This is a genomic window from Microlunatus elymi (genome assembly GCF_007362775.1).
In the GTDB taxonomy this organism is placed as follows: domain Bacteria; phylum Actinomycetota; class Actinomycetes; order Propionibacteriales; family Propionibacteriaceae; genus Microlunatus; species Microlunatus elymi.
The window spans coordinates 2,694,066-2,707,413 of record NZ_CP041692.1 but is presented as its reverse complement, the minus strand read 5'-3'; the positions used below and the strand labels follow the sequence as shown (position 1 = coordinate 2,707,413).

Below are 13,348 nucleotides of genomic sequence, written 5' to 3'. Positions count from 1 at the left end.
GGCCGACAGGGCAGACTAGACAACTCGCCATCGACCTCACGCAGAGGCCACGCCTGCGCGGCTCGCGACATACTAACGACGACACCTCACGTTCGCCCAATGTGTCCGCTGGCGGCCCGAATCGTGAGGAGCCTCCGCCATGGCGTCAGTTCAAGCGACTGGCCCGCTGGTTTCCTGGCAGAGTCCTCGTCGCGACGCAAGGCGATAACCGTTCTTCGCCGCGCACACCGCAAGCCATTCCGAGTGTTGGACGACTGGGCCGCCCAAATCACGCTACCGTCTGCTCATTACCTCGGTCCCGACGCACGGACCGCAAGCTCGGCCGGCCCCGACCGCAGACCGAAACGAGAGTGACGAATGATCGAGCTACCCCCGGGCAAGTACTTCATGGTGATGTGGAATATTGCCCAGCAGTTTGGCGGCATGACATCGATGTGCATGGCCAGAGCCCGGAACTTCTTAACTTATGCGGGCGTCAATGCGCCGGTCCTCAGCTTTTCGCTCACAGGTCGCTACAAGGCACTAGAGCAGTCCCTCATTAAGCGCGGCTACCTACTTCCCGAGAATAAGGTCCTCAACGTATTCGAATACTACCGCGAACGCAACCTGGGTGAACAGGAACCAGTCCAGGCTCCAGACTGGCGGAGCCGGCGCCCAGATCGCAGTGATTTCCGCCATGAGCAATTGCTCGATCAGGACGGCCTCATAATTGCAAACGTCTTCCGAGATGACGAGAACGCGATTGTGTACCGCGAGTGCTTTCGCGCCGATGGATCCGTGTTCTTCGTGGACCACAGCGAGCTCGACAACAATGACAAGCGGACGAAGCGACAGGTTTGGCTTATCAATAAAGATGGCGAACCAGTCGGCACCTACGCAGGAGCGAGCCAGTTCTACTATGCCTGGCTTGACGAATTGACTGGAAATGAACGCAGTACGTTTATATTCGACGACAAGTCTGCCGCAACGATCCTGCGTCGGTATCATCGCCCGAATGTGCTAATGGTGACGCCAATCCACAGCAACCATATCAAGTCTGCCGGAGATCACGAGCGCGGCGAGCTCGATCCAAACCGCGAGAAGATATTCAAGGAGTCCTGGAGATGGGACTCGCTGGTATTTCTGACCGATACACAGCACCGAGAATACACAGCTCGTTACGGGTCTGCGTCCAACCTTGCCGTCATCCCCAATCCCGTCAAGATTCCGGAAGACGACTCGGCAGCAGCACAGCGTAATCCGGCTCGAGGTGTGATTATTGGCCGGCTCGCCAAGAGCAAGAACCTGGCGGCTGCGATCGAGGCGGTGCGGCTAGCACGTGAGTCTGTTCCTGACCTGGTCCTGGACATCTACGGCGAGGGTGAACAGCGGGAAGAGCTTGAAGAGCTGATCGTGAGCAAGAACCTACAAGGTGCGGTACATCTACACGGCCACGTCACGGGTGCAGCTCGCGAGTTCGCGACTGCTGGCTTCTCACTGATGACGAGCAGGTACGAGGGGTTTCCGTTGGCTGCTCTCGAAAGCCTGTCCAGAGGCTGCCCGCTCATCTCCTTCGACCTGCGGTATGGCCCGCCGGACTTGATTGGCAAAGATGCAGCTGGCTTCACCGTTCCGGTCAACGACATTGACGCGATGGCCAACCGCATCGTGCAGATCTGCACCGACAAGGACATGGCGCAGCGCATGGGGGAGGCGGGTCGCAGGCGGGCGCAGGCCTGTTCATCTGAATCCGTCACTCAGGCGTGGGCAGATCTAGTCCGACGACTCTGGCAAGAGCGGGAAATCGCCCCGCCCGTCGCCTCCGTCCAATGCAATGCAACGGCGCACAAGGACGTCAATCAGCATATCGAAGTTGCTCTGGACTTACGCTGGTCGTGCGTCGCGGGCCGGCAGATAGACAAGAGCGACATCGATGCCCGCCTGAGGATCGTCCCGGAAACATCGGGTCCCGCGCTAACTCGGCAATTCGAACTTCACGACCTGATCGAATCCGGTGTTTCTGGCTCCCTGAGCCTGGACCCTGGCGTCGCATTATCCGAAGCTGATGGCACACGCAACACGCTGGCCCGTGTAGAGGTGGTTGGAGCAGTGCGGCAAGTGCCGTTTTCCGCTCCCGTGACATTAGTCGCACCGGTGCACTGGGACGCCGATGCTTCCCCGGATGGACATTTACGTTTTACTGCCCGCCGATCAAATGCACTCTAGGAAACCAAATTCTTTGATTGGTACGGCATTACGGAAGTTCCGATCCAGGTAGGTTGCGATCGAGTCCCTGACCCGTCCCAACAGCGATCGAGTAGCTCTCCTGCCGCACCGCAACCCGGAGTCTGTCATGGGTACGCGCCTGCCGAACTACTCCGCCGAGACACCCGGCGCGACTTCCGGATGGGGTGCCGGATTCCCACGCTTCGGCTTCACCTCGGCCGTGCGACCAACCTTGTTTAGGGCAGCCCGAACGGTGCTTCGCAAGCGATAGTGGAGTGTATTCTCGACCCCGTAGTGCAACGCGGCAGCCAAGCCGAGAGAAACGAGAAACGCGACAAGCAATGCGATGTAAGGATGCAGAACATTATGGAGCTGGTCGATTACAAAAAAGCCGAACTGCCCGTGAATCAAATACAAGGGATACGTCAGCGCCCCCGCAACGGTGAGCCACCGCCAATCGATTATCGCCAGCGGGCCGGCACTGACTGACCAGATCGCTGCTACCATGATGACGACGATGATTGACAGCACCATGGGGGATACGGGCGCGCCCACCAGCTTACTGACCTTTGGCGCGTAATTTGAAATATGATGCACGCACCACACAAGGTTCAAAGCAACTCCGAGCCAAACAACGATGTCACCCCCGTCCCGATAGATCAGATAGAGAAGCATGCCTATTGCAAAGTACGGAGCATACGTAGGAACGAGCAGTGAAACGAGCAGTGACTCGTGCGTCGCCGCCGCAAGTTGTCCGAAGACTGGCCAGATAAGTGCAAATGCGATAACCCGTTTCCGAGTTATTCCCGCGAGCACGAAGATTCCGATCAACAAGTAGAATTTCAATTCTACCCACAATGTCCAGAATGCGCCTTGCGCGTTGACGATATTGAAGCCCTCTTGCATCATAGTGAAGTTGACGAAGACCTCTACTGGCTTCAAGCCGCGCCCCGAATGCCAGAACAGCTGCAGGACGACGGTGATTACGACCGCCGCCCAGTATGCAGGAAAGAGTCGAGAGAATCTGGAAGCAACGAAATCTTCGACTCCGCGCCCATAGGCGGTCATCAAGATTACGAAGCCAGAGATCATGAAGAAGAACTCAACGCCGATAAACCCGTACCGTGTCAGCTCGTTAAGCGACGGAAACTTCGCGGCGGGCGCCACATGACCCCAGTAGCCGATCGCCTTGCCTGTGTAGTGGTATGCGACGACGCCCGCTGCTGCGATGAACCGCAGCCCGTCTAGTCCGCGAAGGCGGCCCTGGGCTCGCGAGGCAAGCCCCTGGACGGTTGCCGTCACCATGGCAAGGCCTGTTCCGAGTGGCGATGGATTTTGCCCGCGTCGACTTCTCTTCTCGTCTCATCCACGGCGGGTACCGTATCAACGGATGTCGTGCGCCTCTGGCACCGCGCCGTCATTTGTCGCGACACGCATTCGATGGCGTACGCTCAGCACTTGTTCCGTGCGGATCGGCTCAAGTAGTCGTCGCGCTGGGACGTTACCCGCACCATCAGCCGCGTCGGTACATGTCATACACCGCACAGCTACTGACCCCGAACACACGAGGCCCATGATCCCCTCCGCCATCGCTGACCTCCGCCTGTCTCGATCCGTCGTCGATGTCCGCCAGCGTCTCGAGCGCGGCCTCGACCGCGTCTTGCGAGACCGGACCCGTTCGGCTGATCCAAGCCGGACCGTCAGCGCCGAGAGTCCATCAGTAGCTGGCACGGTCCTCTATGTGCGCGACCGCCTGAAGTCTTCGCCGGCCGACGCAATCTCGCTTGCAAATGCGATCGGCGCGCTCGGGGGGCAAAAAGATGTTGCCGCACTCTTGCACGGTCTCATCGCGTTCAGGCGGGGAGATGCAGACGCCGCCTGGGCTCATTTCTCCGGGGTCGACTCGCGGCTGTGGGCAGCACACGCGCCGGCGGAAGCGTCCAAAGCCGCGATGCGTGTCGACCCCAGTGAAGCTGCGAGAATACTTCGCAACCTCGCCAACCTTTCCCCTGATGATCTGCCGGTGCAGAGCTGGTATCACCTAACTGGCACGGCGCTCGGGCGCTCGAACTCAGAACTCGCGAGAGCGTTGTATCGGCGCTTTGCAGAGGCAGTTGACTCGTTCCCGGATCAATGGCGCCCAGCGGCGGTTCAGCGGGACTGGCTCGCGCCGTGGATTACAGACCACGGACCGCACCCTGCGCCGCGCCTCTCCGATGGACATGTACGCTTCGGTGTTCTCTCGTTCGGAAGCCCTGAGCGGAAGAGTTCCTCATGGAATCTCGGCGACCCAGTTCAATCGCTTGCTTCGCTCGGTCATTTGGTGCGCCATCAAGTCAAGTTGCATGGCGATCCCGAATTGGTGGACGCCCTCGAGTACTTCCAATCTCAGGTGCCCGAAGACCTTCGTCGACCGACAAGGGCGGACGTCGACGTCATGATCGTCGACCGGGATGCCACGCGCTTTAACGACATCCCTCCCAACACCTGGATGCTGGTTATTGGCTGGTGGATGTATCCGATCTTCGGCCTCGACTACCAAATCCCCCTCAACGAGAACATCAAGCCCATCATTCTCTCGTTCTATTGTCGTCATCCATCCTTCCTCACCGACGACGCGGTCAACTATCTGAAGCGGTATGGTCCGGTGGGCTGCCGCGACTGGACAACTGTCGATCTGCTTCTCAAAGCGGGTGTTCCGGCCTTTTTCAGCGGCTGCATCACGTCTACGGTTTCGACTGTCTTCGACCGCCATCGGACGATCGATCGCGACGAAACAATCTATGTTGAGGCCCCGGACGCACCACTCGGTGCAACAACCGCGAGCCAGATGGACGACGGGATGCGGGATCAATCCCCGGCCCAGCAACTTCGCCGAGTGCACACGATGCTCGACGGGTACCGCCACTTCGCTGAGGTGCACACAAAGCGCCTTCATTGCTACATGCCGACGCGGTCCCTCGGTATGGATGTGAAATTCCTTCCAAACAACCCAGCCGACCCCCGCTATCCTGGTCTAGCTGGCATCACAGATGATGAGTTCACATCCATCCGAAACGGGATCAATGACCTTCTTGAGCCAATCATGACAGCAATTCTCGGCGGCGAGGAGGAGTCGACGATTCGTCAGCTGTGGCGAGACGCGACGGCCGATCGAGTTGCCGCCGCCCGTCGTCGGTTCGCCGCGCCAGTCGCGGAACTCCCTGCTGCAATGGATGATTCCGCGCGAATGGCGAAGGCCAAAGCCGCGATCCGCACGGTGACGGAAAGCAGAGCCCACCCACAATCCGCGGTGACCATCGTCACCTCCATCAACCGAGCGCAGATCCTTCCCTTCCAGGTGCTGGTCAAGTCGGTCATGTCGAGGAGCACGCGGCCGATCGAGTGGCTGGTCGTCACAACCGACGTTTCTCAGTCCGCCTTTTCCGCACGCTCCCCGCTCGGCGCCCTCGCCAGACGAGTCGACAACCTGTCTTTGCGGAATGTTGACGCGAAGCAGGTGCCAAAGGTCGCGCTGACGCTCAGTCTCCCAGACCTCGTAGAGTCAGACCGCGTTGTGCAACTGTCAGCGGAATCTCTCTGCCTAGCAGACGTGGCCGAGTTGGCGGAGGTCGATTTGGAGGGCCGGCCAGCCGCCATGGCGCGCTCAGCTGACAATGTGTTCGGTTCGGGCATGGAGGAGCTACGCAGTGCCGCCGCCCGATTGAGGGATCGCGAACTCGCGGCCGAACTCAGGCGCGAGGCACTTATTCGCCAACCCCGTGATTTGCCCTCCCTTCGAACAGACGTCGTGGTACTTGACGCTGCACGGCTCCGCGCCGAGCGACTCGGGGAACTCGCACGGAGGTACGCCCGGCATCTCAAATTGAGCAATCGACAGCAGTTGCTACTGCTGATTGGCGCAAACCACGCCCCGCTCCCCGATCGCTGGGCTCAAACAGCAGCCGCCACGCAGCTGCCGGCTGACGCTGGACTCGTGCATTTTGCCCACCAGCCCAAGCCGTGGGAGCCGGGCGTCGGATATCAGAACGAACGGTGGATCGCAGAGCGCGACGCCGGGAATACGTGATCTGCCCCACTCGATCTGGCTACGTCTATCAAGACCTGACCGAGGTGAAGGTATTCATTTCCGGCAGGTCGAGAGACTCTGCCCGGCGATATCTTCGACCTGAGCCACGAGGTGTTCCCGGGTTCCGCGTCCCTTCAGCTTCGTTGCAGCGTAGCTAAGCCGCGATGACGACAGCGCGGTTTGCGCCCCGTGTCTTGCTCATGCGTGATATTCCCATCCCAACGGGGGGCTGCTCTGCTTCCACCGCGCTCTCAGCCGACTCGCTCCTTAGCAACGGAGGCGCGCAGCGGGGCGATGCCGTACATTCGGGCTGCAAGTTGGGTCCGGATCGATGTCGGTCGGCACCGGGATCACCACGGACTCCCCCGAGCCAGCAATCGCCACGGAGGATCAATGCCGAAACCGACCGTCACCGTCGTCGTACCGGTGCTCAACGTGGGCACGCAGCTTCGCGCGCTCGTCCGGAGTCTGGACACGCAGGATCTGCCGTACGAGCAGTATCGGGTGATCTTCGTCGACTTGGGCTCGACCGACGGCACGGCGGAACGGCTGGCCGACTTGAGCACGCACCGGCCCAACGTCGCGGTGCGGACCGCCGCCGATTCCGCGGCGGTCCGCACCGCGGTGGATGAGGCCGACGCCGACTTCGTCGTAATTCTCGATGCAAAGGATCGGCTGCAGCCGTGGGCGTTGTCGGCGCTGCTGCAGCGGGCGGACGAGGGCGGCCTGGAAGTCGTGCTCGGACGCACCGCGGGCCTCGGCCCGGTCGGCTTCGTACCGGAGACCCTCGCCCAGCCGTGGCGGGCGGACGACCCCGACGCGGCGATCGCGATGCTGGCACCGGTCGCGCTCATCCGCACCGACCTGCTGCGGGAGTCGATGAACTCAGCCGACACCGGCTGGCGGACCGCGCGGCTCAAGCTGCTCGCGGCCGCCCAGGCCATCGGCACGCTGGTCGACCGCCCGGTCGGCCAGGGGGCCGGCGCGGGCACCGATGAGACTGCCGAGGAGGTCTGGCGGGACGCCGATGCAGCCGCGCAGGAGCTCGACGGCAACCAGCGGGTCAGGTTCGTCGCCGCTCACGCCGCCGCCGCGATCCGACGCGATCGCGACACGACCCCGGCCCAGTCGATCACCGAGGTCGTACGCCGGCATGCCAAGGGCGCCGACATGTCGGCCGTGGCGCCGGCGCATCGCGGCGCCCTGAGCGCGTTGCTCGATGCCGCTGACGCCGACAGCGGCCTTGCCGCGGCTCTGGCTGCCCATCGCGACTGGGCCCAGATCAAGATCAACTCGACGGTCATGTCGTCCAGCTGGCGGGACGGAAATCTGACCCTTCGGCTCAGGGTCGAGGTCTCCGCCGGAGCCGCAGGCACGCCGGACGGATTCGCCGACCTGGTGCCCGTGTTGGTGGTGCGCAATCCGGCGACCGCCGCCCCCTACGAGCTGCCCGCCGAGGTGTCGGTACGCGACGGCTCCGGTGAAGCCCGGACGTTCGAACTGGCGACCGAGATCGACGTTGCCACCGCGGCCGGCGGCTCGCCGCTGTCCCGTGGCGTCTGGCGGTTCTGGGTGCGACTGGCCGGCGGCGGTTCCGATGCGCCGACCACGGCGGCTGTGCCGTACGTGCCGACCGGAGGCGCGATCATCGACGGCGTGCCGGTCACGCCGTTCGACGACGAGAAGCAGTTCGCGCTCGATGTCGGCGCGGCAAAGCACGGGATCTTCGGCACCGCCAGGCCCTCCGATGCGAACATCGACGAGTCGGCCGCCGGTAGCTTGCTCACGCTGCGGTTGCCCGATGTGGCCGTACGCGGCGAAGCGACGCTGCGCGGGACGCTCTATCAGGACAAGTTCGCACTGCCGGCGACGCTGCAGGCCGACGACCGTGGCGCGCGGATCGAGTGTTATCTCAGCGGCCTGGCCGGAGTGAGCAAACTGAGCGGCCGATTCCCACCGGCCAAGCATCAGCAGCTCGGGCTTCAACTACGGATCGGCGGCGCCGGCGACTTCTCGGTGGAGACGGTTTCTGAGCCCAAGCCGGCCGCCAAGAAGGCAGCACCGGCTAGGAAGGCTGCACCGGCCAAGAACGCAGCACCGGCCAAGAATGCGACGCCTCCCCGTACGACCGCAAAGCCCTATCCTGCAACGGAAAACTCACCGAAACTTGCTCAGCGGGTGCTGCCGGTGTTCAAGCCTGCCGGGCGACTGCTGCCCACCTCGCTTCGGAAACGGGCTCGGCGTACCTATCGGAAGTTGATCAAGTAGCGGATCGTGTCAGGACGCGTGCTCCGGCCTGCCTGGCATTGTCCTCAGGTTTGATCGCCGGCAAGGTGTTTCCTTTACAGCGTGGACGATGGAGCCGCATCCAATGCGCTCGGGCGGCGCTCCGCGCGGGATCCGATCGGGCAACGCTCCGCGCTGGCGGCTGCGCCGGCCGACCGGATCGCCGCGACCGACGACCTGGAGCCGCCGGCGCCCGGGTTGCAGCGCGCCGGCGCCCGGTTGCCGATCGGCGAATACACCCGGCGGCTGTGGCAGCGACGCTGGTTCGTGGTCGCGTACGCCACCGCGTCCAGCAGCGTCGGCTATGAACGCAGCTTTCTCGGGCAGGCCTGGCAGCTGCTGACACCGACGCTGCGGATCGTCGTCTACTACCTGATCTTCGGCCTGCTGCTGAACATCAACCGCGGCGTTCCCAACTACATCCCGTTCCTCGCCGTCGGCGTGTTCGTGTTCTCCTTCTGCCAGACCGTTCTGGTCTCGGGCTCGCGAGCGATCGCCGGAAATCTCGGGCTGGTCCGGGCGCTGCAGTTCCCCCGGGCCGTACTGCCGATCTCGACCACACTGATCGCCCTGCAGCACCTGCTCTACTCGATGATCGTGCTGATCCCGATCCTGCTGCTGACCGGGGTGATGCCCAGCCTGCGTTGGCTGGAGTTCGTGCCGGCGGTCGCGTTGCAATCGCTGTTCTGTCTGGGCCTGGCGTTCACGGTCGCCCGGATCGGCGCCCGGGTGCCGGACGCGAGCCAGTTGCTGCCGTTCGTGGCGCGGGTGTGGATGTACACCTCCGGCGTGATGTACAGCGTCAGGTACTTCACCGCCGCGCACCACGGCTGGGTGTCCTTCCTGCTGACCAACAACCCCGGGTACGTCTACCTGCTGCTCGCCCGGCACGCCCTGCTCGGCGGAAATCCGGTCACTGCCTCCACCTGGCTGTCCGCCGCAGCCTGGGCCGTCGGCGTGCTCGCGCTCGCCTACCCGTACTTCTGGCGCGGTGAGGAGAAGTACGGCAATGTCTGACACTCCCGACGGCCGACCGTCCGCGATCGACCGGCGGCCGACCCCGCAGCCGGCCGAACCGACCGTGATCGTGGATCGCGTCCACCTGAACTACCGGATCGTCGGCAAACGACAACAAGGCGGTGCCGCAGCGGCGCTTCGGCGGACGCTGCTGCGCGAGCCGGTGCCCGGACAGCGCTCCATCCACGCGGTCCGCGGCGTCAGCTTCACCGCGTACCGGGGCGAGGCGATCGGCGTGATCGGGCCGAACGGGGCCGGCAAGTCGACCCTGCTGCGCGCCATCGCCGGACTGATGGCACCCTCGCGCGGCGTCGTGTGGACCCGCGGGCAGGCGTCCCTGCTGGGGGTGGCCGCGGCGATGATGGGCGGGATGTCGGGCGACCAGAACATCCTGCTCGGCTGCCTGGCCATCGGCATGACGCCGGACGAGATCATCGACGAGTACGACGCGATCTGCGACTTCGCCGGCATCGGCGACTTCGTGCACATGCCGATGAACACGTACTCCTCCGGGATGGGGGCCCGGCTGCGCTTCGCGATCGCCGCGGCCCGGGTCCCCGACATCCTGTTGATCGACGAGGCGCTGACCACCGGCGACGCCGAGTTCCAGCGCCGTAGTGCGCAACGCATCCGCGAGCTGCGCGAGAACGCGGCCACGGTGTTCCTGGTCAGTCACGGTCTGGGCACCATCCGGGAGACCTGCACCCGGGCGATCTGGATCGAGAACGGCAAGCTCGTGCTGGACGGCGATCCCGACGCCGTGGTCGACGCCTACCAGGAACGGCATGCGCCGGCACGGCTGGCGCCGCCCGGTCCGGGGGCGTCAGGTCGGCGGCCGGGGACGACAACCTACGGGGGTGGATGAGGTGCCGAAGCTCTCCGAGTTGAACAAGGCGTCCGGGCTGAACAAGGCGTCCGGGCTGAACAAGGCGTCTGGGCTGAACAAGGCGTCTGGGCTGAACAAGGCGTCGGCACTCAACCGATCGCCGGCCCGGCCGGCCGTCCCGGCGGGATTCGCGCAACTGGCCGCGGCCAGCGCTTTTGTCAGCCGGGTGTCCGGCACGCCGCTTTTTCAACGTACGTTGGGAAAGAGCCACCTCAAGCGCTGGCTCCCCCGACTGCTGATCGCGCTGATCGTGCTGTACGGGCTGTGGCGACTACTTCGGGTGGTCGTCGGCATCGCTACCACCGACCTGTGGTTCGACTCGGTCCGGGCCGGCTCGGCGTATGTGACGATGCTCGAGGCCCGAGTCCTCCTGTTCGGTGTGTTCGGGATCATCGCCGCGCTCATCGGCGGCCTGACGATGCTGGCCGTGACCCGGATCGACGGGCTCGCGCTGTCTCCCGACTACGACACGTTCCGGTGGACCTTTCGCAAGTACGAGCCGCGGTTCCGGCCGCTGCTGATCCTGGCCGCGGCGCTGGTCCCGCTGATCCTGGTCGGCATCAGCGCGGCCGGCGGTTGGCAGACCTATCTGCTCTGGCTGCACGCCACACCGTTCGGTCGGACCGACCCGCTGTTCCACCGCGACGCCTCGTTCTATGTGGAGATCGCGCCCTTCCACCAGCTGGTCGTCAGCCTGCTCAAGCAGGCGGTCACGTACGCAATCTGGATCGCCGTGATCGCCGGCTACTGGTACGCGGCCTGGCGGATCCGCCGCGGCCGGCGGAAGGTCACCCGCGCGATGATCCAGTTGCTGTCGGTGCTGCTGGGCGCGTTTCTGCTGCTGAAGGCGTACGGCTACTGGCTGTCGCGCTACGGCCTGACCACCTCCGCGCGCGGGCCGGTGACCGGCGCCGGTTACACCGACATCCATGCGTCCCTGCCGGCGGCTTATGGGTTGACCGTCATCGCGCTCGGCTGTGCCGTCGCATTGGCCGTGAACGCCGGCCGGGTCGGCCGCCTCCGATGGCTGGTCGGTACCGTCGCGGTGGCCGTGGTCGCGGCCTACCTGGTCGGATCTGCGCTGCCCGGCCTGGTGTATCGCTACCGGGAGGCGCCGGGCGCCGCGACGCTCGACCTCAGCGAGATCCGCAACAACATCGCGGCCACCCGGGCAGCGTTCGGCCTCGACGGCGACCTCACCACAGTCCCGTACAGCAGCTCGAACTCGACCGACTCCGCCAGGCTCGTGCGGCTGGCCTCCAGCACTGCCCAGGAGTCGGTGATCGACCCGAATCAACTGTCGCCGACCTTCAACGTCAAGCAGCAGGTGCAGTCGTACTACGCGTTCAAGTCGACCCTCGACACCAGTCACTACGACCTCGGCGGGAGGTCGCGGGACGTCGTGCTGGCAGTGCGGGAGCTGAACCCCGGCGCGCTGCCGTCGAACAGCTGGGTGAATCAGCACGTCGTCTACACGCACGGCTACGGCGTGGTCGCCGCGCCGACGACCGCCATCGATCCCGCGACCGCCAGTCCGGTCTTCCTGGATCAGGGAATGCCGCCGGCGCAGCAGATCCCGGTCAGCCGGGAGCAGATCTACTTCGGGCAGGGCTTCGGCTCGTCGTCTTATGCGATCGTCGGCGAGCCGGCCGGCAGTAGCCGCGAACTGGAGTTCGATCACCCCGGCCCGGACGGCTCCGCGACGTCGGCCTTCACCACGTACCGAGGAGACGGCGGCATCCCGATCGGATCGGCGTTGCGCCGGCTGCTGTTCGCCATCCGGCTGAACTCGACGAACGTCTTCTTCAGCTCGGAGGTGAACCACGCCTCGCAGCTGCTCCAGGTGCGCAACCCCGCCGCCCGGGTCGCCGCGATCGCGCCCTGGCTCACCCTCGACGGCGATGTCTATCCCGCGGTGGTGAACGGGAGGATCAAGTGGATCGTCGACGGCTACACCACCACCTCGAACTATCCGGACTCGCAACTGATCAATCTCCGCTCCGCCACGTCGACGACGCTGGTGGCCGACGGGGCCTCGGTCGCCCAGCCGAGCACGCAGATCAACTACATGCAGAATTCGGTCAAGGCCGTGGTGGACGCCTACACCGGCGCGGTCACGCTTTATGAGTGGAATCAGGCGTCGCATCCGGACCCGCTGTTGAAGGCGTGGGAGTCGGTGTTTCCCGGCCTGGTCCAACCGCAGTCGAGTATCTCCCCCGCGTTGCTGTCGCAGCTGCGCTATCCGACCGATCTGTTCAACGTGCAACGCACCGTGCTGGCGCAGTATCACGTGACCGATCCGGCGGATTTCTACAGCGGCAACGACTTCTGGTCGGTGCCGACCGATCCGACGATCGGTGGGACCAGCAGGCTGAACGCGAAATCGGCCGGGACGATCAGCGCCCCGTTGCCGTCGAAGTACATGTCGCAGTCCGCCGACGGGTACGGCAACGAGCGCTACGCGTTGTCCAGCCCGATGGCCACCCTGAACGGCCGCGACCTGGCGGCGTTCGTGTCGGTCGACGCCCAGCCGGGGCCGTCGTACGGGAAGTTCACCGTGCTGGACTTCCCGTCGAGCTCGGGTGGTGAGTCGCCGTCCCAGGTGCAGAACGACATCGAGTCGGACACCAAGATCACCGAGGCGCTGACGCTGCAGCGGGGCGGCAACTCCCGAGTGGTTCTCGGTGACCTGGAAGCGATCCCGGTGGCCGGCCGGATGCTGTACGTCGAGCCGGTCTACACCCGTTCCAGCGGCAGTGTCTCGTTCCCGATCCTGCGGCACGTGATCGCCCTGTACGCCAACGGTCAGCCGTCGTTCAAGAACAGCATCGGGTCGGCGATCAGCAGTGCGATCCGGTCGGCGGGCACACTCGGGTGATCGTGGC

General features: G+C 64.3%; 7 protein-coding genes. 6 read left to right on the top strand and 1 reads right to left on the bottom strand.

What is annotated here, in order from left to right; translation table 11 throughout:
• The first annotated feature begins 357 nt into the window (after positions 1-357).
• Positions 358-2,205 (top strand): glycosyltransferase, encoded by a 1,848-nt coding sequence (locus FOE78_RS12170; protein WP_143986524.1) that lies wholly within the window; start codon positions 358-360, stop codon positions 2,203-2,205.
• Between the two features lie 147 nt (positions 2,206-2,352).
• Here FOE78_RS12170 and FOE78_RS12165 read toward each other — a convergent pair whose 3' ends face one another.
• Positions 2,353-3,510: an acyltransferase family protein gene (locus tag FOE78_RS12165; protein WP_143986523.1), complete on the bottom strand. Its 1,158-nt coding sequence runs from the start codon at positions 3,508-3,510 to the stop codon at positions 2,353-2,355.
• Positions 3,511-3,778: 268 nt separating this feature from the next.
• Between FOE78_RS12165 and FOE78_RS12160 the strand changes: the two genes are divergently transcribed.
• The 5 genes from FOE78_RS12160 (at position 3,779) to FOE78_RS12140 (ending at position 13,341) form a co-directional block, all read left to right on the top strand.
• Positions 3,779-6,274: a hypothetical protein gene (locus FOE78_RS12160; RefSeq protein ID WP_143986522.1), complete on the top strand. Its 2,496-nt coding sequence runs from the start codon at positions 3,779-3,781 to the stop codon at positions 6,272-6,274.
• Positions 6,275-6,667: 393 nt separating this feature from the next.
• Positions 6,668-8,542: a glycosyltransferase family 2 protein gene (locus FOE78_RS12155; protein WP_168207497.1), complete on the top strand. Its 1,875-nt coding sequence runs from the start codon at positions 6,668-6,670 to the stop codon at positions 8,540-8,542.
• 81 nt (positions 8,543-8,623) lie between these two features.
• Entirely contained in the window at positions 8,624-9,577 is a 954-nt protein-coding gene (locus FOE78_RS12150) for an ABC transporter permease (protein ID WP_143986520.1), read from the top strand.
• On the top strand, positions 9,570-10,442 hold the full coding sequence (locus FOE78_RS12145) for an ABC transporter ATP-binding protein (protein WP_143986519.1): 873 nt from the start codon (positions 9,570-9,572) through the stop codon (positions 10,440-10,442). Before FOE78_RS12150 ends, FOE78_RS12145 begins: the two co-directional genes overlap by 8 nt.
• A 1-nt stretch (position 10,443) precedes the next feature.
• Positions 10,444-13,341, top strand: a complete 2,898-nt coding sequence (locus FOE78_RS12140; protein ID WP_168207496.1) for a UPF0182 family protein — start codon at positions 10,444-10,446, stop codon at positions 13,339-13,341.
• Positions 13,342-13,348: the final 7 nt, after the last annotated feature.

Excerpts from the sequence above, each read along its gene's own strand:
- FOE78_RS12155 (WP_168207497.1), top strand. The coding sequence starts at position 6,668 with ATGCCGAAACCGACCGTCACCGTCGTCGTACCGGTGCTCAACGTGGGC.
- FOE78_RS12145 (WP_143986519.1), top strand. The coding sequence starts at position 9,570 with ATGTCTGACACTCCCGACGGCCGACCGTCCGCGATCGACCGGCGGCCG.
- FOE78_RS12160 (WP_143986522.1), top strand. The coding sequence starts at position 3,779 with ATGATCCCCTCCGCCATCGCTGACCTCCGCCTGTCTCGATCCGTCGTC.
- FOE78_RS12170 (WP_143986524.1), top strand. The coding sequence starts at position 358 with ATGATCGAGCTACCCCCGGGCAAGTACTTCATGGTGATGTGGAATATT.
- FOE78_RS12165 (WP_143986523.1), bottom strand. The coding sequence starts at position 3,510 with ATGGTGACGGCAACCGTCCAGGGGCTTGCCTCGCGAGCCCAGGGCCGC.